This is a genomic window from Roseimaritima multifibrata (assembly GCF_007741495.1).
Classification (GTDB): Bacteria; Planctomycetota; Planctomycetia; order Pirellulales; family Pirellulaceae; genus Roseimaritima; species Roseimaritima multifibrata.
In genome coordinates this window covers 4,684,234-4,706,782 of sequence record NZ_CP036262.1, presented here as the reverse complement: position 1 = coordinate 4,706,782, position 22,549 = coordinate 4,684,234, and the positions used below count along the sequence as shown (strand labels likewise).

The window sequence follows — 22,549 nt, the reverse complement described above, 5'->3', positions numbered from 1 at the left end:
TTTCCGCTCGTCGTCCGAAATGGAATTCGCCATTTTGCGGATCTATCGCGTTTTTGATCGGGGGGGTGGTTCTTGGGTGTTTCGTAACTGCCAGGGCGCAAGCGGATCCACCTAGTCTATTCAACATGTTTGGAAAAAAGACGGTCGCTGCGGAACCTAGTAAAACGTATACCCTTACCGAAGAGGAAGGTCCCTGGTTGATCTTGGCGGGTAACTTTGCTGGTCCAGAAGGGAAATTACAGGCGGACAAACTGGTTCAAGAACTTCGTAGCGATTACGATTTGGCCGCTTTTATCTACAGCGAAACATTCGATTTTTCGGGACGTGTTGCTGACCTGCAGACGGGAACAAAAAATGTTCGCTATGCAAATCCGCAAGCCTATGAGTCATTCTCGGTCCTGGTTGGCGAATTCGATACCGTGAACCATCCCGATATCGAGCGGACTTTGGCCACCATTAAAGCGGCAACCCCCAAAGCCTTTAACATGAAAGGCCAAGAGAACGGTCCGTTGTCGGCGGTTAAGAAATTGCATCGCCAATTGTTGGGACAAAAATCCGACGGGCCGAAAGGGCCGATGGCCAACGCGTTTGTAACTCGCAACCCTTTGCTACCTGAAGATTTCTTCCAGCAACCCGAAGTCGACTCGTTTGTCATGGGGATGAACAAAGACGTTGAATACTCATTGTTGGATAACCCTGGCAAATTCACCGTCGTGGTCTGTACTTTTGAAGGGCTGTCGGCGCTGGTCGATGGAAAGAATGATCGCGACTTCACGCCAAGTGCAGACCGCTTAAACGAATACGCTCGTAAAGCTAACAAGATGGTCACAAAACTGCGTGAGCAAGGCGTCGAAGCGTACGAGTTCCACGATCGTCGGCGAAGTTTGGTCGCCGTCGGCAGCTTCGATAACCTGGGCGTTCAAAACGTCAACGGCGGGTTTCAGTATGACCCCGCCATCCTCGACACGATGCAGCGTTATTCCGCCGGCGATACCATCGTCCGCACCCCAACCGGACAATTGGGGCTGAAGGCCGAGCACGTCGATGGAATTCCATACGACCTCAGTCCCAAACCGATCGCCGTTCCCAAAAAGAGCAAGCGAAGTCTATACACCGCAACGATGGACGCCCTGGGCCGCTAGCCTGGGTGCCGACTACTTTCTTAGCGGAACGGCGCGCGCCGTCCCGCAATCGTATCGAAAGCACAACGAATTTGCCGAAGCGGCTTGCGCCGCTCCGTTAGGAAATTCGCTCGCAGATGTCAAAGTAGATGGCATTGGGCGCGATCCCCGGTACGACACTCGTCGCGCTTGCCCTGGAAACGGCACCCCTTTGCCATGCTGCGGGTCTGCCCCAGGTAGACATGCTTTGCCTATTCTTCTCATGTCTTCGGGCGGCGCTATAATGCGGCGGTTTCGGCACTCTTCAGAAGGATAAGCGGTTGCAAACGTTTCACGACAAAGAGAGTGCTCGCCAGTGGGTGTGGGCACAGCGGATGGCCGGTCAGACCGTTGGAGTGGTGCCGACGATGGGAGCACTGCATGACGGGCATGTCGCGTTGGCGGAACGTTCCGTGACTGCTTGCGATCGGACGATTGCAACGATCTTTGTGAATCCGACTCAGTTTGCTCCCAACGAAGATTTGGCGCGTTACCCGCGGACGTTGCAGCAAGACTTAGAACGGCTAAATGCGGCGGAAGTCGATGCGGTGTTTGTGCCGGCTGTTGACGAAATGTACTTGCCGGGCTTTGCCTCGTACGTGTTGCCGCCCGCGATCGCCGAACCATGGGAAGGGGCACAACGTCCCGATCATTACCGTGGTGTCACCACGATCGTTGCCAAACTGTTTCATATCCTTCCTGCCAGTCATGCTTTCTTTGGGCATAAGGATTATCAGCAAGCACGAGTCATCCAGCAGATGGTTGCCGAGTTGGATTTCGCGATCGAAATCGAGATTTGTCCCACCGTCCGCGAGCCGGATGGATTGGCGCTTAGTTCGCGTAACCGTTACCTAACCAGTGAAGAACGAGAGCAATCGCTTGGTTTGTACCGCGCGCTGCAGGCCGCTCAGGCTGCCGTTGCTGAAGGCGAAGATCGCATCGCTGAAATTGAATCCGCGATGCGTGACGTGCTGAAGAACCATCAGATCGATCGAATCGATTATGCGATCGTGGTCGATTCACATGACCTTCAACCGGCCAAACGACTGGCGGAATTGTCCGAGGGACCAATCGCTTTAATCGCTGCCCACGTGGGGACGACTCGGTTGATCGACAATCTGAAATTGGTGGTGAAGTAGGCGGGAGTGCGGTCAGGGACTCGGCCGTCGTGAACGGATCACGCGGGGGAAGAGGAACCGTTACTCGGATTTTGTTTCAGCCGTTTCGACCGGCGGAGACGATCGATTAGGACTCCCCGTTCGGGGCCGAATAGCAAAGCGATTGTAAGCCCAAATGCCGCGACCAAAATGATCATTCCGGAAGCTTTCACGTCCTCGACAATCGGCAGTCCGAAGGCTCGAGTTATTGGTTGAGGGAGCGTGATTGCTGCCAGGTAGCCTCCGACAGCTGCCAAGACCGCGGCGAACACGGCTACCAATAACATCGGCACCAGTCGGCGTGTGATGAAAAATGCCGTTGCTGCGGGCAAGATTAACATCCCGATCACGAGGATGCTGCCGACGACTTCAAACGCGGTCACCAGGGTTGCCGTGGTGACGGCTAAAAGTGCGAAGTGGAGGGTTTCGGGGCGGTAGCCGAGGGCGGCCGCAAGCTGTGGGTCAAACGTCGTGATCATCAATTCTTTGAACATCACCGTGATCGCGATCACATTGACCAATAGCATGACTCCACAGAAAACCGTTTCTCGGGGAATGATGAAATCGCTATACCCGACCATTTCCAGGTTGCCGTAAAGCACACAGTCCAGATCGATATCGGCGCGGTTGGCGAATCGGCTTAGCAGGATCAGCCCCACCGCGAACATTGTCGTAAAGACGGCACCGAGGGCCGCATCGGCGCGGACCCAAGAACTGTCTCCGATCCATTCGGCCAGCCACGCCGTCAGCAGACCCGAGAGCATCGCTCCGGTTAGCATCAGCAGTTGTGGGATTCCCCAGTTCGACGACGGGTCCAGCCAGCCCGCGGTCTGCAACCAGCCCGAAATCAGAAAGGCCATGATCACGCCCGGCAGAATTGCATGGGTCAATGCGTCGGCCAGCATGCTCTGTTTTCGCAAAAACAGATAACAACCCGGCAGCGCACATGCCGCGGCGACGATTGCCGCTGTGATCACAACCCACGTATCGCTGACGGTCCAAACCAGGATTGGTAAAAGCGATGTTGGCTGGAACATAAGTCCCGAGTCCTAGTTTTGGTTGTCTAGCAATTGAAGAAAAGCTCGCATCCAAGCTGGATGTGCCGGCCAAGCGGGGGCGGTAACTAAATTTCCGTCCACGTGGGCAGAGTCCATCGTATCGGCTGGCGACACATACGTTCCTCCGGCTTTGGAAATTTCCGGGCTGCAGGCTGGATAGCTACTGCATTCTCTTCCGTTCAGGACGTCGGCAGCGACCAGGATCTGGGGCCCGTGGCAAATGGCGGCAAGCGGTTTTCTGGTAGTGTCAAAGTGGCGAACAATCGCCAAAACCTGTTCATTCAGCCTAAGGTATTCCGGAGCTCGCCCACCGGGAAGCACTAGGGCGTCGTAATTTTCTGGTTTTAAACCAGCGAAATCGGCCGAAATGGCAAATCGATGTCCCGGTTTTTCGCTGTATGTCTGATGTCCTTCAAAATCATGAATTGCCGTTACGACATAGTCACCAGCCGTTTTTCCGGGGCAGACCGTGTCGACCTGGTGTCCGGCACATTGCAGGATTTGCAAAGGGACCATGGCTTCGTAGTCCTCGACAAAATCACCAACAATCATCAAGACGCGTTTGGGGGCTGCAGTCATCAAAAATCGGTCCTTACAAACTTAGTGGGGATTTCAAGGGGAGCGAAAGTCCTTACGATCGGTCTTTTGAGGGGTTGGACCCCCGCATTGTTTCCGTCCGCTTTCGGTATCATAGACGAATGCCTCTGCGAAACTACCACATCCTGATGACCGTTATCCTGGTTTCCTTGTTGTGCCACATGGCGGTTCGCCGTACGCACAGTGCAATGATTCTGGGGGACGCAATCGACAAGATCGAACGTTTTTACGTCGATCCTGTGGAAGAACGTGACCTCGTCGAAGCCGCCATGAGTGGGCTGACCAAGACGCTGGATGAGCACAGTCAGTTCATCCCGCCAAAACATTTTCAACAATTTGAAGACTTTTTGGCTCAGGAATTCTACGGTGTCGGCATCCTGGTCGAACAGCCTGAAGAGAATCAACCGATCCGGGTTATCACCCCTCTGGTTGCGTCCCCTGCCCTTGCAGCGGGAATTCTACCGGGGGATCGGATCATCAAGGTCGACGGCACCGACGTTTCCAAAATGAATCTTGAAGACGTTAGTAAACGCCTGCGTGGTCCCAGTGGGACGGAGGTGTCGGTGGAAGTGCTCCGCGACGATGCCCCTCAGACGATTGTTATTACGCGTGCCCAAATCCCCCTGGACTCGGTCGTCGGCGATTATCGCGATGAGAACAGCCAATGGGTCTATCGGATGCGTGATAATCCTCGGATCGCGATGATCCGCTGTACCAGTTTTGGTGAGAAAACGGTTGCGGAAATGAAACAGGTTCTGCGAGACCTCGACAATGACATGGATGGTCTGATTCTGGATCTGCGTGGGAATGCCGGTGGACTGCTGAATGCGGCCGTCGATATTTGCGACATGTTTATCGAATCGGGCGAAATCGTTTCGACGCGAGGCCGCGATCGGTCTCAAAAGGCTTCCTCTGCGGTGGCGACCCCCGGAACGCTGCTTGATCCAGATATTCCGATGGTGATTCTGATCGATGGGGATTCGGCAAGCGCAAGCGAAATCGTTTCGGCTTGCCTCCAGGATTACAACCGAGCAAAAATCATCGGGACCCGGTCCTACGGCAAAGGGACGGTTCAAAATGTGATGATGATGGAATACGGGCGAAGTGCGTTTAAGTTGACGACCGCCCGCTACTATCGCCCCAGCGGAGTCGAAATTCATCGACGGCCCGAGGCGACGCCTGAAGATGTTTGGGGAGTGACGCCCGATGAAGGATTTGTGATTCCCCTTTCACGCCCGCAGCGACGGGCGATCGCCAACCGTTGGCGCCGGGCGACCTATCCCGTCTGGAAAGACCGTGAAGTGACCTCGCTGGCGGATGTCGATCCGATGGTCGATGTGATCGATCCGTTGGAATCACCGCTCGATCTTCCCGGCACAACCGAGCTGACCGATGATGGTGACCCTAAACCGTCGAGCGATAACCCTCAAGACAACACCGAACAGACGGATGACGAAAAAGAACCCGTGGACGAAGAAGTGATCGTCGAAGAGACCGAGTCTGACGGTGAAATCGACCCTGATTTGTCGCCCGATGATCCGCGTCTTGATCCGCAACTATGGCAAGCTGTGAAATACCTGCAGGAACAATCCCCCGATGCTTGATTCGCTTTTTGACCCGCCCGAAGATGTAAAAACCTTGAAGACAAGGGCCGTCGGACCCGAAGGGAAATTACCCTTAACCGACCAAATGCTCCGTCACTGGAGTAGCGGGGATCTGTTTGGATTGACGCAAAATGCCGGCATGGGTTGGGACCCACGGCGGGCGCTCGGTGAACAGTACCTGATTCTCAGTACTCAGGGTGGAATGAGAGACCATGACGGGACTCCCATCGCTCTCGGGTATCACACGGGGCACTGGGAAGTGGGCCTGCTGACGCAAGCGGCCGCCGAAGTGATCAGTGGACGTGGCGGCGTTCCCTTCGCGGCTTATGTGAGTGATCCTTGCGACGGTCGGACGCAAGGGACGCGAGGAATGTTCGATAGCCTGCCCTATCGAAACGATGCGGCGATTGTCATGCGGCGATTGATCCGGTCACTTCCTCAGGCCAAAGGGGTCTTGGGAATCGCCACCTGCGATAAAGGTCTGCCAGCGATGATGCTAGCGCTCTGCGGCGTCGGTAAATTGCCTGCGGTTCTGATGCCAGGCGGGGTCACTTTGCCGCCGTCGGTCGGAGAAGACGCTGGTAAAGTCCAAACGATTGGTGCCCGCTACAGCCAGGGTGAAATGTCTTTGGATGAAGCGGCTTTGGAGGGCTGCCGAGCCTGCGGAACCCCGGGCGGTGGATGCCAGTTTTTGGGGACCGCTGCGACGGCTCAGGTCGTGGCCGAAGCGTTGGGATTGACCGTTCCGCATGCCGCTTTGGCCCCCAGTGGGCAGCCGGTCTGGTTGGACCTTGCTAGGCAAAGTGCCAGCGTATTGCAACAGTTGCATAAGACCAAGACCGCGGTGCGCGACATCATCACGGACGATTCCCTGTTTAACGCGATGCTGATCCATGCAGCCGTTGGCGGGTCGACCAACCTGTTGCTGCACATCCCTGCGATCGCCGCGGCGGCCGGGTTGTCGCGTCCGACAGCCAGTGACTTCGCTGCGGTCAATTCGCTGGTTCGTCGCTTTGTCGACGTGTTGCCCAACGGTCCGGTCGGGCATCCGACGGTGCGAATGTATTTGGCCGGAGGCGTTCCCGAGGTCGCTTGGCATCTGCGGGCCGCAGGGTTGCTGAAAACCACAGCCAAAACAGTAACCGGCCTGACCTGGGATGAAATATTGGATCGCTGGGAAGGGAGTCCGCGACGGGCTCATTTCCGGCAAGTCCTCCGCGATCAAGATGGCGTCGATCCCGATGATGTGATCATGCCGCTGGAAAAAGCAGCCCAACGCGGACTCACAAGTACCGTCTGCTTCCCGACCGGTAATCTTTGTCCCGAAGGGGCTGTTATCAAAGCGACCTCGATCGACCCAACGGTGGTCGATGCGGATGGCGTCTACCGCAAGCGGGGACCTGCACGGATTTTTACCAGCGAGCGCGAAGCGATCGCTGCGGTGAAAGGGCAACACGAAACGCCCGTCCGTCCTGGCGACATATTGGTTCTGATGGGACGTGGCCCGCTGGGCTGTGGGATGGAGGAAACCTATCAGATCACTTCCGCACTCAAATACTTGACCGATGGCAAACAGGTCGCCCTTTTGACCGATGCTCGTTTCTCGGGCGTCAGTACCGGTGCCTGCATCGGGCACGTTGGTCCCGAAGCGCTTGCCGGGGGCCCGCTCGGAAAAGTCCAAGAAGGGGACACGATCGAAATCGAAATCGATACGATCGGCTTGGTCGGCAAGGTAAACCTTGTGGCCACAAGCGACGGTCCGCTTGATCCCGAATCCGCTGCGAGGATTTTGCTGGAGCGAGAACCGCATCCCGATTTGAAAATCGATCCTGATATGCCGGATGACACTCGATTATGGGCGGCTTTGCAACAGGTTGGCGGCGGAACCTGGGGCGGCTGCGTCTACGATGTGGAAAAAATCATTCAGACTCTGGAAGCGGGTAGGAAAGCTCTCGAAGCCAACGGATTGGATGGCAGCAAGTGAGTTCGCCGATGCCTCGTCCGGATCAGATCCGTGATCGCTGTTACACCTGTTATCGACCTCGTGGCGGTTGTTTTTGCGATTTGATTCCCCGCGTCGAAAACCAGACGGACGTAGTGATCCTCCAACACCGTCGCGAACGTTTTCATGCGTTTAATACGGCTCGAATTGTTCACAAGGCGCTAGTCCGTTCGACTTTGTTAGTCGATCATAATAAAAGACTTGCCGAGGCCGCCGGAAGGCTCCCGATCTCGAATCGTTCCGGCATCCTCTACCCTTCTCCGGATGCCCGCTTGCTCTCGGACCTTAAGCCCGAAGAGCGTCCGCACCAGATGTTTGTGATTGATGGGACCTGGCAGCAGGCCAAAACATTGATGCGTGACATTCCCATGCTTCAGGAATTGCCAAGGTTTCGGTTAAACCCCAGCGAACCGAGCCGTTACCGGATTCGCCGCGAGCCGACGATGACCGCGTTGTCGACGGTGGAAGCAACCGTGCAGGCGCTGCAGTGGCTGGAGCCCGATACGACCGGATTGCAGCAGTTATTGGCCGCTTTTGAAACGATGGTCGATCGCCAATTAGCGATCCCCAAACCGGAGCAGCATTGGCGTAAGAACCTGCGCCGCCGAGGAGCTCCGAACCCGAACGTCCCAAAAGTTTTGATGGGAGATACGAAGCGGATCGTGGTTGCCTATGGTGAACGAGCCCCACTGGATCTAGCGGATACCGCGTCGTCGCCAAACGCATCGACGCCTCCGATCTTCTGGAATGCGAAGCGATTAGGGACGGATCAGTCGCTGCGAATGGTTATTCGAAATGACGAAGACTTCGATGAAAACGATTACCGCTATTTAAACTTAACACCCGACGATTTTGCTTCTGCAGTGTCGGTCACCGAGTTCCGGAAAGCATGGAGCCAGTTCATACGTGCGGACGACTCGTTGGTCGTCTACCATTCGCGAACGGCGCAGTTATTAGCGGAGGCGGGGATGGACGTGCCGCATTGTTTGACGTTGAAATCGGTCCAGTGGCAAGGGATTCGCCCCGCCGGGACTTTGGAGGCCATTCTGCAGCAACTGGGACTCCAGGCCAGCGAAGAAAGGACGTCAAGAGGCGACGAGAGGTTAGAGAACGCAATCCGCTTGGTCGAATATCTCCGTCAAGCAAACGCGTAGCGCGAATCCAGAAAACGGGATTCGTCCGCAACCACGCTCGCCAGAGCGTGGACAGCTTAAACCCACTGTCTGGCGACGGTAGCTACTTGACCCTGAAAAACTCCACCTCGAACCCGAACGGTTTCATCGCGCGGATGCGCGGGACGTGCGATAAATAAGTTGCGAGTGTGGCAGGAAGAAAAGGCCTCCTGCCAGCTTGCCTGGCAGGAAGCCAAGATTTGAAATTTGATTAATAGAGTTCCGTTTCCGGGCTTGCCCCGGCGCACTCACAACCGGCAGCTACTCTCTTGTACGATCGAAATGCGGTTCTCCGCCAGCCCCGAATCGCCTAGGCGATTCGGGGCTGGCGGAGAAGGATCAAGAGGGGGAGGCATTCAGGTAGCCGCCAGTTGTTGTACCGACCGGGGCGACCCCGGCGGAAACAAACAAGAGCCGCCTGAGCGGAAATCGTCAACCTATTTATCGCTTGTGCCCCGCACTACTCCTGAAGGTCTTTGGTAGGCGCCAGCGAGATGCGGTGTTTGCGCATATACGAATGACACTCAACGCAACGCATCGTTAACGCGGCATATCCGAAAGCCGCTCGATGGATATCTTTTTCCTCAGCCGCTTTGGCGATCAATTCGGTTGCTCGCTGGAAATCGCGACTCTGTGCGGCGTACTCCTTGGTTTGAATAACGTTCCAGCCGCTTTCCGTGCTGAGCAAGCGAAGGGCTCGGGCGTTCTTTGCGATCTTGTCGTAGTCTTCCAAGGTCAAACCCTCAAGGATTGCTTTGGAGCGGTCTAGCTTCATCCGCATCAAGGGCGTCAGGTGGTTGGCAGGCGGATCTGCCGCCATCGTGATCCCGGCGATAGGAAGGCACAGAATCAGAACTAAGATGCGTTTCATGGTCGTTCCTTGGCGTAGTCCGTTGGTCCCCAACGGGACGGAGCGTTTTAAAAAACTCGGTGGGGACCACCGAGTAAGGGTGAATTATCAACGTCAGTGGCTATGGCTATGGCTGCTGTCGATAACGCTGACAAAAAATTGCGAATTCGACGTCGGCTTGTCTGGCTGCCAATGACCAAGGTTTGTTTTTTAGCGAACATGGACCGGTTCCAGGAAATCGCAACCAGGTGCTGTCTGCTTCGCCGTAGGGATTAGTGGTTCAGGGTCGGAACCACCGTTTTACTTGGATGTTTCTGGAAACAATTCCCGCAGTGGTTTGGGGAGAATTTCGGTGATGTCTTCTATTTCACCCTCACTGACGTGGCGGGCGACGACAAGAAGGACGGCGTGCGTCAGTTCTTCGGGGTTGACGCTTTGGTCCCCCGGAAATGCCTTGAAAATGTGACTCAGAAACGCCTCTTTGGTCCGGTCTTTCACCGGCACGCGATCGGGTTGCCAGCCTTCATAGAACATGCCACGGATTAACATTGGCAATTGAGCGGCAAAGTCGGCGGTCTCATGTAAGGTCAATCGGTCACGGAGAGCGTGCAGTACAGCGCGCATGCCGTGGTACGTTTTCTGTGCATCGTCCCACTGCAATTCGGTCATGACCTCTTGGATCCAGTGTTTCGATTTCTGGACCGTCGATGCGAGGACGGGAATGTTGCGACGGGCTTTATCTTTCTTGGTGTTCTGACTTGGATCATCGGTTTCCAGAAGGACGCGGAACTCTTCGGACCCGTGAACGTTTGGGTAGATGATGGGGTTGGTCATGGTTTTGTGCCCTGGGACGGTGGTGTAGCGTCTGGATTTACGGATGATCATCAAGCCGACGCGAGTAATCATGCGTCTGTCCGTTTCAGCACTACCGACGCACTGGCATGGTCCACCGTTCAGGTGTCGACGCCTTGAATTCCAGTGAGTGGAGTGAGCGATCCGTGCCGCACAAAACCAGGAGCAAGACCTGTGCCGAATGACGCGGCTATCACAGCGAAAATTGGAATTGCTGGAGCCGCGTTTACGGGACATCGATGAAAATTCGGAACCGATTCAGATGGGGCGGGCTCGTCGTCCAGAACGCGGCGAGGCATACACCCGGTGCCATCCACTTTCTTAGCGGAACGGCGCGACCCGTCCGGCAAACGCTCCTGAAACAAGCCGACTTGGCCGGAGGGCTCGCGCCCTGCCGCTAAGAAAATTGCGCACGGTCTTGTTAGTGGAACGGCGCGAGCCGTCCGGCAAGCGCTCCTGAAATACCACGACTTGGCCGGAGGGCTCGCGCCCTGCCGCTAAGAGAATTGCAGACGGTCTTGTTAGCGGAACGGCGCGAGCCGTCCGGAAAACGCTCCTGAAACAAGCCGACTTGGCCGGAGGGCTCGCGCCCTGCCGCTAAGAAATTTACAGACGCGTCGTTCACTCTTTCTCGTCTTGAACCTCAGTGTCACTTTGGTGACGGAGCGTTTCGTGGCAGCGGACGCAGCTGACCGTGAGGTGATTGAACGCAAGCGTCACTCCATCGGTGTTCTCTTTTTTCGCTTGCGTGATCAGATCGCTTGTTACGTGATCGAATATCCGAACCTGCTGGCGGTACTGCGGATTTCGGCTCTTCACGAATCCCTCAATTTTGTTCAATGTTCTCATGCGGCGAGCATTCGTCTCAATCATCTCAAAATCGTTGAGTGCCAAGCCACGCAAGATCGCGCCGGAATAATCCAGTTTCTTCTGCATCCAAAAGTCCATCGACTTTTCTGTTGGCTCGGTCGTTTCGTCCGGCGTCGCCTCAGTGGGACTTGGTGTCACAGGTTCCTGTGCGGAAACGGACAGTGTGGGGATGAACCAGGAAATCGCGACGGTGGAAGCGACAAAAATGAACATTCGCATGACAGACTCATCAGTGAACGGGAAACGAAGATCGGTAATTTGGAAGCGAGTAAATTTGAAGCGAGAGGCAAGTCATGTGCCGATGCCCAAGCCCGCAAATCGCGTTCTCATCGATAGCAAATGTAACACACGGGTGTCCAGATTGACTCGCCGACCACCCTTTCGGTGGAGGCAGCAAGCTAGGTCAGTTTTTGTCGTTTTTCTCGCTCTTCCCGTTCCGTTTCGCTAAAGAAGAGTGGCAGGTAGGGCAGTTCGATTAGCACTGCAAGAAAGAACAATCCACAGGCGACCGCGCCTGCTGTTTGCCAATCGGTCATGGCCGCGGCAACAATGAAAGATGCGACCGCCAGCACGCCGAGAACTTTTAGTAGCGTCACAATGCCTACGGTCTCTGCACCGATCTCGATTTCTTCTTCCGAGGCGTCGGATTCGCTTGTCGACCGGAAGTTATCCGCTCGCGAACGGATCTCCAAATAATTCGTAAAAGCTAAAACCCCGTACAGAACTGGAATGGGGATCGCTGCTAGGTAAGCGGCTTCGCGAAAAAAGAATAAGCAGACAACAGTTGCGATCAGTGAAAGTGCCAGTAGCAATCGCACACCTGTGCGGAAATGCTTGGCGGATACATGGGCGTCGGGTTCGTGATTCATGGCGGTCTGGTCCGTGGCACGGTGGTCGTTACCGTGGCTGAGTTAGTTAATTGTGTCGCTTGAAGGAGACGACTAAGCGACGTTGGTTTCTTAAGCCAGTACATAGCAAACCGAGGGCCAAACGTATGAAACCGAGGGCCGATAACGCGTGCAAGGTGCGAATCGGTAGGTCCACCTGGATCGCTAGTAGTCAAACCATACGCCTCCGCCGAGGTAGGATTCGCGGCGTTGGAAAAAGGAGAATTGGCTGGTGGGACCATCACCATACTGCAGGCCGAATCGAACGCGGCGTCCTGACCGCGCGCTTTGGAAGGCCCATCCTGCTTGGACAGTCGTCGATACATCCCAGCCGACCGCTTGACGAAAGTTCAGGTTGATCGCCGCAAACGGAGCACCGCGAGCGACGACTTTGGCGATCGGTGTGTACTCGGCTCCTGTTTGAAATTGGTACCGTTTTGCGCCTCCGGACGCTCGAAATGAATTTGCGAACTCTCCGTACAAGCGGACGTCGTCGCGTGGGAGATAGCTTCCACCGATGATCCACGATTCGGTGACATAGTTGACGCGTTGAAACGTCGGGTTGCGGATCATGTATTCATCACCGACGTGTGAACTGATATGGAAGTAGCCAAATTTCATCGCCCACGGACCTTCGGCCGCAGTGATCTCGGTACCGAATCGATAGTCCATCGATTCGACGTCTTCGGCGTGTAGTAGATCCAGACGGGTGATCGCGGCCGCTTCCAAATCCCATTGCCATCCGCTCGCATTCACCGCGCCGGCCGTCCCGTAGCGAATCAGCCCCACCCGCCCGCCCAGCGTTGCATCCCAAAAAACTCCTTCGTTATTGGTTTGAAGGATCACGGTTGATATGCGAGGCTCGTGCGGCGCAGCCAGGTAGGAATGCCAGAGCAATCCATCGGGAAGCAACTGCCACTCGCGACACCCTGCCGCGGCAGAGTGGTCACTGCCAGAGGTCGTGACCGTTACCGTATCGCCCATCACCGATTCGCGAAAATGCGATGCTTCGATCATGCCTGCGTTCTCCCACTCCAGTCCCTCCCCTGCCGAAACCGAAGGTAACGGTATGTCGAGGTGCGACAGAACGAAAATCGATCCGAGTAGGATCATGCGAATTGGCATCTAGCGATTCACCTCGCCGGTTCCGGGGACGTTGGCGACTGCGGCAAGGATGCGCGACGCCCGATAGACGTGTTCGTGATTTGGCGACACTGATAACTTGTGGGTCCCCGCTAGCGCTTGCTTGATCTCTTCAATTCGTTGTTCATCTGTCACGAGAATAAAATCCGCTTGCTGTGCGGCGAATCCGGCAAACTCCACTTCCAGTTCAAACGAGAAGTAGGTGGTTCGCTGCGGTGGCAAATGAAACAGGGCACCGTGCGATTTTTCACCCAAGAACACGATCCACGCGTTCGGGACTGCATCGGCGATCCGGCGGGTTTCCACAAAAACGGATCTCTCTGTCGAAATTGTCGGTAGCACGACCGCCGACACGAATAGAGTGACGCAGGTGGCAACAACGACTGTGGCCGCCCATGCTTGCTGCCCGAACGCCAATTCATGGTTCCAAAGTTTCACGGTCGCTATCAGTACGGCAAGCGACGCGGTTAGTGCCAAAATGCCGCTGGCTGATAAACCACCGCCGAACCATCCATCCACACACACCAGCAGCAAACACGAACCAACCAAAATCAGATTTGCTCGTTGAGGGAAAGGCCGCAGGTAGGCGGTGATTCGGTCCGAGGCCCCGCGGCGGAACACGGTCTGGTCCAACATCGCACCTGTCAGCAAACACAAAAGCGGGATCGCCGGCAGGATGTAGGTTGGTAACTTACAACTGGCCGCGGAAAAGAACACCAGCATCCACACCGCTCCACAGGTTAGGAACCCGAGATCCTTTGAGCGAAGCGAGCGATTGTGCCGAGAGCGGCTTAGCAAAAACACTCCCACCGACGGCAGCAGTAATGAAGCCGGAAACATCGCGGCAAAGATGACCGGAATGTAGAACCAAAATGGTTGTTCGTGATTGGAGCCCTGCGTGAATCGCTTGAAATTGTGTTCCCAGAAAAAGTAATCGACGAATTGAGGATTGAACTTCGCTACCGCGAAATACCAGGGGACACATACGGCAACCATTGGCAGGACAAACGCGACCCAGTGCCAAAACCTCGCTCGGCTGTGGTCCGCTCGTAACCAGCCACTGAGAACCAGCGGCGGCGCGCATAGCACGAGTGCCAGCGGACCTTTGGTAAGCACGCCCAAGGCACAGGCCATGCCCGCGATCATCCACCACACCCAGCGATGACGCTGCCCGCGGACCGCAAGGTATCCGGACAACATGCAAAGGGTCGTCCAGAACGCTAATAGCGAATCCAGAATTAGGAATCGACCCGCCAGAACGAACCCGGCGCACAACGCCAGCGACATCGCTCCCAGCCAAGCCGATCTTCGTCCGATGATTCGGCTTCCCAAACCAAAGGTGAAAAGGATGGTCAGCAGGGCCGCCAACATCGATGGGATTCTGGCCGCCGTTTCATGAATGCCAATAACTTGAAACGAGATTGCCGTCAACCAGTACATCAACGGTGGCTTGTCGAGATAGGCTTGGCCGTCCAGCGTTGGCGTGATCCAATCTCGCGATTGATTCATCTCCAACGCAATCTGTGCGTATCGGGTTTCGTCTGGTTCGATCAGCGGATATGACAAATTTGGCAGCAGCACGACCAACGCCGTCATCACCAACGTCGCCCAGGCGAATCCGAGTTGTGGACGCGTCCAACCAGACGCAACGGAAACCTGTTCTTGAATCCCGGCAGGAAAGTGCGTTTGCCACCAATGTCGCAGATGTGATTTGTAAGGAATGATCATTTAAAGTCACGCAGCTTTGTAAGCGAGTTTCCGAATCAACACGATACTTGCGGAGATGAAAAGTAGATTCGCGATCCAAACGCCTTCGGAGGCTAGGTGGCCGTCTTTGGCTAAGTCCAACGTCAACGCGAAGATCGGGTAGTAGATGAGGATCGTCGGTAAGAAGACGACCCCAAACGTCGTCATCGAATCAGACGCCTTCATGCGGATCGCCAGCGGGATGCCCAGCATCGACATCGCCAGACAGGTAAATCCGCTGGCCCAGCGACGGTGCATTTCGGTACCCAGGCGATGCAGCCGATCCCGGTTCGAATTCAATGCCTTGTTTCTCGCCAATGCTGTGGGGCCAAAGGTCTCCTCCGGACGGGACACCAGTAAATTAAATCCAACGCTTACCGCGATTTCGTGTTCAAGTTTGGCGATGGCGTCTTTTTGTTGCATGGACGCACTGGGTAAATCTCGCATTGGCATGTGAGAAGGATTCGCCGTTAATAGGTTGTAATCAGCCGCCGAGTTCAATGGGATACGCTGAGTGAACGTATCTGGAAAAGTAAAGGAAGCCTGTTCACCAACATCCGCACGCCCGTTCGTGATACTGAATTCAATGCTCTCGGTTAGATCGTCGTATCGCAAAACGGCGCTGCGTGCGTTGATCGAGATCGGTGACGCCCCGGTACGGGTAATCGTGATCGACGGTTCAATCAGATTTTTGCCGTCGACATCAAGGACTTGCAATGAAAATTGATCCCGTTGAAAGCGATGCTCTTGTCGTAAGACACCGTAGGCAATGTTTTCAACCGATGAAAAAACGACCTTTTGGATGCCGTGGAATCCCCAAGTGAAAGCGACATTGATCAACGTCACTGTCGCGATACTTAACAGCGATGTGAGGATGATCGCGGGCCACACGGCCGGCATTATCGAAATCCCGACAGCCTGCATCGCGGTAAATTCATTGTCCGACGACATGCGTCCGTAGACACAACAGACACTAAACAAAGCGGTCCCGGGTACCGCTAAAGACAACGCGTTGGGTAGCGCGTACGGAATCAATCGAAACAGGCCGGTGAAGCCCAGTCCTTGATTCATCGCCTCTCCCAAAACCCCGATGCACATCACCAAAAACGTGATCACAAACAAGGAAGTGCAAAACATGACGATAATGTCACGAGCGATCCGTCGCTGGATGGTGGTCAACATGCCATGCCCTCGTGGCAAGCCTTTTTGTTTTGGTTTCGCGGGCGGATCGGAAGTTTGATCCTCAATTACCGACTGCCTGTCACGCTGCGAGGCACGTGATGTGTTTTTCTACGGTGGTTTTAGTAATTGCGTTTAAGGGACATTACGAACGGAAGCACAATCGACGCAACCCCAACTTGTAAAGTCTTAGTAGTTAGGCGTGCGCGTACCCGCGATCTGCCTTGGTTCGTCCGGTTAGCTAGTGCGACTAGGCTCGTTGGAGGCTCGCTAGCCGTTTCGATCTTCGCTTCCCGTAGATGCTGGTCGATCGTCTGCTGGGGCATCCTCGACACATTTTCTGCAGAGGAGTTCGAAGCCCAGCATTGAATCGCGACCCGCTGGGGATCTGACCCATTCGCGGTGGACCAATGGCGGGTCATGGCGGACATGCTGGTTGTGTCCGCATGCTAATTGCGCGACCCAGTGACCTTCGTCGTCACGGTGGTAGCCGATGATCGGTTGCTGGTCGCCGTCGGTCTTGTCGCTCATGGAGAAACGCTTTCGCAAAGCGGAACGATGGGATTGGTCGATTCCAGCAGGTCTTGAATCGTGACGCTGGCAAAAGCTTTTTCAGTCGCCTCATAGGCTTTGTCCAGTACTGCATGTAGCGGACAGAGTCGGGTGTGAGTCTTCAGGCCGAGCGGGCATTTTTCGATTCGTGGGATCGACGCGACGGTGTTGATGACGTCTAGTATTGTCACTCGACTGGGAGAGAGCGTCAGTTCGTACCCACCGCCGGGACCGGGACGCGACTTGACCATTCCAGCGGTGCAGAGATCTTGCATTACACGCGACAAGTAGCGCCGTGGCACTTTGGTTTGTTCGGCCAGCAGGTTCGCCGAAATCGGCCGATCGGGGTGGCGACTCATGCAGGCGACCGCGCGAAGGGCATATTCAGCGGTTTTGGGGAGCATTCGGTCAGCCAACGGGAATGGAGAAATGAACTCGGGGCGGCAGGTAACGGCTTAACGTGTATGTCTAGGTGCATATATGAGTCTACCCTGCACGGTTCGTCGAAACAATTGCAGCCGATCGCCAGGGGGCAAGCGGATCGACAACTTGCCGTCGATGGGTTGTTCCGCTCGGTCCACTTGGTGAAGGGGAACGGATCGAGGGGATCACTTGAACGTTGACCGTACCGTTTTCAGTTCCGTTTCAATCCTTGCCAGATCGTCGCGGGCGACAGGCAAACGGGCGACAACCGAAACGCCGAAGAGGGCGGCACCCAAAATGACCGCCTTAAGGCTGAGAGGTAGGTTGCTAAACACAAGTGTCGATCCGACCAAAACCGCGACCATCGTGTATGCCAGGCGTTTGACGTTTGGTCGTACGCCCCCTTGGTCTCGCCAGTCGCGAAGCGGACCGCCAACGACCGGCCACGCCATCGCCTTGGCGTGCAGCGATGGGGAAACTCGCAGGAGAAAATAACCCATCAGCAGCAGGAATGGCGTGGTTGGAATCCCCGGAAGAACAACTCCGATCATCCCCAGTGCGAAAAACAGGAACGCTAACATCCAGTACAGGATGCGTTTGACGCCGCGAACAGGTTCAACCATCGAAGAACTTCTTGACGTAGTGAATGGTTGCGGATCGGTTCGCTCGCCCCCAAGAAGTCATCAGCGGAATCTCTTTGGGGCAGACCGCTTGGCAGTTCCCCGCTTTGCCGCAATTTTGGATGCCTCCCGGCGCGGTCATCGCTTCGATGCGGCTGGTCGCAAGCACTTTGCCGATCGGATTTGAATTCATCAACACCGCTTGGCTCATCGCCGCGGCGCCAATGAAGTGGCGATCCAGTTCGGCATCGCGGCGTTCCTCAAATGCCTCTTCCGATTCGTCTTTGTGACGCTCAATCGTGACTTCCTTATATTGAGGACAGGCGTCCAAGCAGCAGCCGCAACTCATGCATTGGCTTAGCGGGTAGTTCTGTTCTTGTTGTTTGGCCGACTGCTTCGGTCCGCTCCCCATGTCGTCATAGCTGTCAACAGGAACCCAGCACTGCAGTTTTTCTAAGGCTCGGAACAACCGATAGCGATCGACGAACAGGTCTCGCACGACCGGGAATTGACTCATCGGACGAAGTTCAATCCCGCTCGGATCCTCTTTCAGTAAATGATCGACCAACGCCGAGCACGCCTGACGTACACGACCGTTAATACGCATCGTGCAGGAACCGCATACCTCTTCCAAACACCCCGACTCGTACGCGACCGGAGCCACATGGGCACCGTCGATGGTGGTCGGATTTGCTGCGATCCGTTGCAGCAGACTGGTGACGTTTAATCCCGGTTCGTAATCTAACAGGAAAGTATGCCAGTAAGGCGCCTGCGACGGATCATTTTGACGCTGGACGCGAACCGCGAATTGTTCTTGCGACATGAAATTCATCCGGTAAATGGAGACCTGACAAACATGTACCCGGCGATGTACAATACGTGCGAGTCTTCCAGTTGTCCAGTCTAGCGTGCGTTCGGGAGGTGAATGATGAATCAACCAAACACGATCTATGATGTGTTGGGGATGTTAGCCGACTATCACCAACAGCGAGCAGAGCGGTATGAACGTCTTTGCAAAGCAAGTGTCGATCCGAAGGCCGATATCCTACTAAAACATTTAGTCGAACTGGAAACCGATTCGATGAATGTTGTTCGTGACGAGATGCAGCGGTTGCCGCCGGAGCATTCGACCTATCTGCTCTCAGGTCCAAGGCTCAGTTCGGAAGCGCTCCATGCCGTCGAGTGCAATTGCAAAGACGAATCGTCTTTTCAAGAAGCGCTTTCCTGTGCATTGGTATCGGATCAACGACTGGACGAATTGTTAGACCGAATCGAGGACAGCACCGCCGCGCCCTCGGTCATTGAACTAGCGAAACGTCTGCGTGAGGTTGAGCACATGAAAGGCCGGCAGATCGCCAAATTCACCCGGGAGGATTGAAGGCAATGCCTTGGATCAAAGCAGCGAAATCGCAGGATGTTCCGGTAGGAACAGGCAAATTGGTGATCGTGGATGATTACCTGATCGCATTGTTTAATGTTGACGGTGTTTTCTACGCAATCGATGATGCTTGCCCGCATCAGGGGGCGCCGTTGAGTGATGGCCGTGTCGAAGGCTGCGTTGCCATATGTCCTTGGCACGGTGCCGAATTCGATGTCACCACAGGCAAACTTCTCGGCGGACCGGGCGTGCGAGATGTGCAGGCGTACGCGGTCAAGACCAAAGAGGACGACGTGTTGATAGAAGTTCCCTAACGGGCAACTTTTGTCAGCCTTGTAATCTTTTTTTAACGCGGGGAAACAGTATGGATTCCTCCTTGTGGACATACTGACGGACGTCGGCTTCGGTCCACCGTAGCAGTTGGTACATCTGCGAAAACTTTGCACAGGCATCTTTCGGCGCTAAGAAATTCTTTGACGCACTTCGAGTTTTTTTCAACGCTTCGCCAATGTCGGCGTGCTCGAAACGGACCCGATAAATCATTTCTTGAAGGGGCGCCGTGAGCGTTTCGCTGTGATCTGTAAACGCTTCGCTATCGTACTGACGAATTGCGGGAAACAATGAACGCTCCTCTTCAGCCATCGCGGTCAAGATTTCGTCTCGCCATGTCATGAAGTGCTGCTCTACCTCTCGCAATTCTTCGTGAGCCTCGCCGTGAAGAGCGACGACCTCCGCCATCAAACGGCTCAGCAATGGTAGCGAGTCTTTTAGCCGGGCATGGTGTTTCTGTTCGATACGGTCGCAAAGCTCCGTCAGCGATGCATGCATCCAATCCGGGTGCTCGGTGTCGTGCGTTTCGGCTACCGTCTGCTTCAGTAAGGAGTGGACTCGCAAAACCTCTAGTCCATTTTCCCAACAAGCGTTTTCAAGTGGTTTGTCGCCACCACAGCAGTAGTCGATTTGCAACATGTCGAACACTTCCGCGGTCTCGGGGTGCTTAGCGACCCAGAGCCCGACAGGAGAGTCTGCATGTAACGCGCCGGCACGTGGATCCGAGATGGCTAGCTCGCTTTGTTTAGGAAAATGGTTACCAACACCGTTGAATCCTCGATCGCTTCCACCGCGTGAAGTTTGCCGGCTTCTAGGTAAAGCATGTCTCCGGCGGACAGTTCGTGGGGTGTTTCGCCGACAAAGAATTTAACAGCCCCTTCTAAGCAGTGAACGGTGATTTCGCCGCGAGCTTTATGTTCGGGGATCTGTTTTCCAGCTGGCATCACCAGCCGAATCGCTTCCATCACGTCGGTCTTGAACAACGTGTAGGTTTTGGTGCTGTCGATCTTGGATCCAAGTGGTTGCAAATGGATGACTTCGGCAGGGTTCGCGTGATTGATAGCCATCGTTTGTGTCTCAAATTGCAGTTGATTAGGAACAGATTGAAGCCGCTTTTCGGGGATTTTTCCGACGCGGCTTCACCGGAGATTGGATACGAAATATTGTAGTGCTTTCACCCAACCGATTTGTGGTTGTGAAGGTTACCCAGCGACGTTTGACGGTGCCGGCTGCAGTTCTTCCTTGGGGCCGAAGAATTCGTAACGCACACGATGTTCGTCAACACCCAGTTCTTGCAGGCATGCGTGGAGGTTCTGCATGAACGGTTTAGGGCCGCAAAAGTAAAACTCGGCTTCGGAAAACGGCGTCCAGCCGCGAAGCAATTCGGTGGTGACGTAGCCGGTGTCATCGCATCGACCAGCTTCGACGTCACCGGGTAACGGCGCATCGTAGATGACCTTGGTATGCACGTTCGGTCCGGCATCCGACAGATTGGCTAGCTCATCGGCGAACGCTTGAACTTTGCTGTTACGAGCTGCTTGGATGAAATAGACAGGTGCGTTCGGGTTTGCGTGAATGATCGATTTAGCCATCGATAATAGCGGCGTCACTCCAATACCTCCGGCAACCAACACGACCGGTTTCGCAACCGTGGCCGGATCGATGGTGAATTCGCCACAGGGCGGTCCAAGTTCAATCCGGTGCCCCTCTTCGATACCGTCGTGCAAGTGATTGGAGATCAATCCGTCGGGCGCGTCGGCCGAAAGCCTTTCTTCACGTTTGACACTGATCCGGTAGTGCGGCTGGCTGGCACAGTCGGACAAGCTGTAGTTGCGTGGGGAGGTCGGCGTGTGCGGATGGTCGATGTGAACGGTGATGTACTGACCGGGTTTGAACGGCGGTAGAGGGCCTTCGTCTTCGGGTTTCAGGTAGAACGAAGTCACGATGTCGCTTTCGGCAATTTTTTTGCTCACGACAAACGTTCGCGTGCCGTTCCAGCCGCCCGGAGCGGACGCTTGCTCTTCGCAAATCGCGTTTTCACGGCTGATGAATATGTCGGCCAAGAACCCGTAGGCTTCCCCGACCGCTTCGATGATTTCGTCCGTCGCTCCCTCCCCCATCACATCCTTAATCGCGGCCAGCAGGTTGCTGCCAACAATCGGATAGTGCTCCGCTTTGATCCCCAACGAAACATGCTTCTGAGCGATGATTTCAACGGCGGGCATCAAGACAGCCGGATTGTCGATATGAGTGAAATAAGCACAGATCGCACCGGCGAGTGCCTTCTGTTGACCTCCGGTGTGCTGATGAGCTTGGTTGAAAAAGGCCTTCACTTCCGGATTGGCTTCGAACATCCGCTCGTAAAACCGTCGAGTAATGGTTTCTGCGTTGGCAGCGACCAACGGAGTGATTTCCTTGACAATCCGGATCGTTTTATCGCTAAGCATGGGCGGGGCTTTCGATGGAGGGGGGGCCTGGAGGGAAAATTTCAAACGCCGTAAATAGCGTCGCTTTGAAATCTCTATCTAAAGGTATACTTTCTATAGTGCATGTCAAGGTGTATGTTTCGGTGGAGGCGTTTTTTTTCGCTAACCGACCTTACTTATGCTCTTGAAAACCACTCTTTACGCGTTCAACGCAGTGACCTGTTCGGCCGCCCATGCGGGCTGTGGCAAAACGCCCTGGTTCGCCAAAGACTTGACCTGTCGTGGGCAGAGCCCTCGGCGTTATCGGCACCGAGGTCAGCAGACGCTCGCGATAGCCGGGCGTTTGGACACTGCCGGTGGTTCACGATGATGCGAAGCGACCGCAGGATCGTGGCGGCGCTTGACCCGGCCTGCTATTCCGTCGTGATGGCGACGGGAATCGTGTCGCTGGCCTGCTGGCATCATGGCGAAGCTGGTTCATGGTTGCGGAGCATTGGGATGTTTCGAATCCTATCAATCACCAACGCAAAACCCAGATCTTCG

23 protein-coding genes are annotated in these 22,549 nt (G+C 55.1%); 7 read left to right on the top strand and 16 right to left on the bottom strand.

Annotated features, from left to right (window positions below; genetic code table 11):
- Nucleotides 1-125: 125 nt before the first annotated feature.
- Together FF011L_RS17025 and panC are read left to right on the top strand one after the other, a co-directional pair.
- Complete coding sequence (locus tag FF011L_RS17025) at nt 126-1,142, top strand: hypothetical protein (RefSeq protein WP_145352802.1); 1,017 nt, start codon at nt 126-128, stop codon at nt 1,140-1,142.
- 299 nt (nt 1,143-1,441) lie between these two features.
- The gene (gene panC / locus FF011L_RS17020) at nt 1,442-2,299 is read left to right on the top strand and encodes a pantoate--beta-alanine ligase (RefSeq protein WP_145352801.1); all 858 of its coding nucleotides are present in this window, start codon (nt 1,442-1,444) and stop codon (nt 2,297-2,299) included.
- Nucleotides 2,300-2,337: 38 nt separating this feature from the next.
- On the opposite strand, the gene FF011L_RS17015 is transcribed toward panC, so the two are convergent.
- The gene (locus tag FF011L_RS17015) at nt 2,338-3,354 is read right to left on the bottom strand and encodes a metal ABC transporter permease (RefSeq protein WP_145352800.1); all 1,017 of its coding nucleotides are present in this window, start codon (nt 3,352-3,354) and stop codon (nt 2,338-2,340) included.
- 12 nt (nt 3,355-3,366) lie between these two features.
- Nucleotides 3,367-3,954, bottom strand: coding sequence for a DJ-1/PfpI family protein (locus FF011L_RS17010; RefSeq protein WP_145352799.1), 588 nt, complete (start codon nt 3,952-3,954; stop codon nt 3,367-3,369).
- Between the two features lie 119 nt (nt 3,955-4,073).
- On the opposite strand from FF011L_RS17010, the gene FF011L_RS17005 reads away from it, so the two are divergent.
- The 3 genes from FF011L_RS17005 to FF011L_RS16995 are packed head-to-tail and all read left to right on the top strand — an operon-like array spanning nt 4,074 to nt 8,732.
- The gene (locus FF011L_RS17005) at nt 4,074-5,576 is read left to right on the top strand and encodes a S41 family peptidase (protein ID WP_145352798.1); all 1,503 of its coding nucleotides are present in this window, start codon (nt 4,074-4,076) and stop codon (nt 5,574-5,576) included.
- Nucleotides 5,569-7,560, top strand: a complete 1,992-nt coding sequence (locus tag FF011L_RS17000; protein WP_145352797.1) for a YjhG/YagF family D-xylonate dehydratase — start codon at nt 5,569-5,571, stop codon at nt 7,558-7,560. Before FF011L_RS17005 ends, FF011L_RS17000 begins: the two co-directional genes overlap by 8 nt.
- 8 nt (nt 7,561-7,568) lie before the next feature.
- Entirely contained in the window at nt 7,569-8,732 is a 1,164-nt protein-coding gene (locus FF011L_RS16995) for a tRNA-uridine aminocarboxypropyltransferase (protein WP_145352796.1), read from the top strand.
- Nucleotides 8,733-9,210: 478 nt separating this feature from the next.
- Here the strand turns inward: FF011L_RS16995 and FF011L_RS16990 are convergent, their stop codons facing one another.
- The 11 genes from FF011L_RS16990 to sdhB form a co-directional block, all read right to left on the bottom strand.
- Nucleotides 9,211-9,621: a hypothetical protein gene (locus tag FF011L_RS16990; RefSeq protein ID WP_145352795.1), complete on the bottom strand. Its 411-nt coding sequence runs from the start codon at nt 9,619-9,621 to the stop codon at nt 9,211-9,213.
- A gap of 279 nt (nt 9,622-9,900) precedes the next feature.
- A complete protein-coding gene (locus tag FF011L_RS16985; protein ID WP_218932696.1) occupies nt 9,901-10,506 on the bottom strand; it encodes a DUF2267 domain-containing protein in 606 nt (201 codons plus the stop codon).
- Nucleotides 10,507-11,073: 567 nt separating this feature from the next.
- The gene (locus FF011L_RS16980; protein WP_145352794.1) at nt 11,074-11,541 is read right to left on the bottom strand and encodes a hypothetical protein; all 468 of its coding nucleotides are present in this window, start codon (nt 11,539-11,541) and stop codon (nt 11,074-11,076) included.
- Nucleotides 11,542-11,720: 179 nt separating this feature from the next.
- Entirely contained in the window at nt 11,721-12,191 is a 471-nt protein-coding gene (locus tag FF011L_RS16975) for a hypothetical protein (RefSeq protein WP_246109473.1), read from the bottom strand.
- 183 nt (nt 12,192-12,374) lie between these two features.
- Nucleotides 12,375-13,334: a DUF1207 domain-containing protein gene (locus FF011L_RS16970; protein ID WP_145352793.1), complete on the bottom strand. Its 960-nt coding sequence runs from the start codon at nt 13,332-13,334 to the stop codon at nt 12,375-12,377.
- Nucleotides 13,335-15,080: a phospholipid carrier-dependent glycosyltransferase gene (locus FF011L_RS16965; protein ID WP_145352792.1), complete on the bottom strand. Its 1,746-nt coding sequence runs from the start codon at nt 15,078-15,080 to the stop codon at nt 13,335-13,337.
- A gap of 6 nt (nt 15,081-15,086) precedes the next feature.
- Complete coding sequence (locus FF011L_RS16960) at nt 15,087-16,280, bottom strand: LptF/LptG family permease (RefSeq protein ID WP_145352791.1); 1,194 nt, start codon at nt 16,278-16,280, stop codon at nt 15,087-15,089.
- A 267-nt stretch (nt 16,281-16,547) separates the two neighbouring features.
- On the bottom strand, nt 16,548-16,808 hold the full coding sequence (locus FF011L_RS16955) for a DUF3565 domain-containing protein (protein ID WP_145352790.1): 261 nt from the start codon (nt 16,806-16,808) through the stop codon (nt 16,548-16,550).
- On the bottom strand, nt 16,805-17,233 hold the full coding sequence (locus FF011L_RS16950; protein WP_145352789.1) for an RrF2 family transcriptional regulator: 429 nt from the start codon (nt 17,231-17,233) through the stop codon (nt 16,805-16,807). The genes FF011L_RS16955 and FF011L_RS16950 overlap by 4 nt, the downstream gene beginning before the upstream one ends.
- A gap of 204 nt (nt 17,234-17,437) precedes the next feature.
- Entirely contained in the window at nt 17,438-17,875 is a 438-nt protein-coding gene (locus tag FF011L_RS16945; protein ID WP_145352788.1) for a YbaN family protein, read from the bottom strand.
- Complete coding sequence (gene sdhB / locus FF011L_RS16940; RefSeq protein WP_145352787.1) at nt 17,868-18,695, bottom strand: succinate dehydrogenase iron-sulfur subunit; 828 nt, start codon at nt 18,693-18,695, stop codon at nt 17,868-17,870. The genes FF011L_RS16945 and sdhB overlap by 8 nt, the downstream gene beginning before the upstream one ends.
- Nucleotides 18,696-18,800: 105 nt before the next feature.
- Between sdhB and FF011L_RS16935 the strand changes: the two genes are divergently transcribed.
- Entirely contained in the window at nt 18,801-19,250 is a 450-nt protein-coding gene (locus FF011L_RS16935; RefSeq protein ID WP_246109472.1) for a hypothetical protein, read from the top strand.
- A gap of 5 nt (nt 19,251-19,255) precedes the next feature.
- Nucleotides 19,256-19,564, top strand: coding sequence for a Rieske (2Fe-2S) protein (locus FF011L_RS16930; RefSeq protein WP_145352785.1), 309 nt, complete (start codon nt 19,256-19,258; stop codon nt 19,562-19,564).
- Between the two features lie 13 nt (nt 19,565-19,577).
- Here the strand turns inward: FF011L_RS16930 and FF011L_RS16925 are convergent, their stop codons facing one another.
- The 3 genes from FF011L_RS16925 to hmpA form a co-directional block, all read right to left on the bottom strand.
- Nucleotides 19,578-20,309: a DUF542 domain-containing protein gene (locus tag FF011L_RS16925; RefSeq protein ID WP_261342572.1), complete on the bottom strand. Its 732-nt coding sequence runs from the start codon at nt 20,307-20,309 to the stop codon at nt 19,578-19,580.
- A 2-nt stretch (nt 20,310-20,311) separates the two neighbouring features.
- Nucleotides 20,312-20,647, bottom strand: coding sequence for a cupin domain-containing protein (locus FF011L_RS16920; protein WP_145352784.1), 336 nt, complete (start codon nt 20,645-20,647; stop codon nt 20,312-20,314).
- 135 nt (nt 20,648-20,782) lie between these two features.
- Complete coding sequence (gene hmpA, locus FF011L_RS16915; RefSeq protein ID WP_145352783.1) at nt 20,783-22,027, bottom strand: NO-inducible flavohemoprotein; 1,245 nt, start codon at nt 22,025-22,027, stop codon at nt 20,783-20,785.
- Nucleotides 22,028-22,549: the final 522 nt, after the last annotated feature.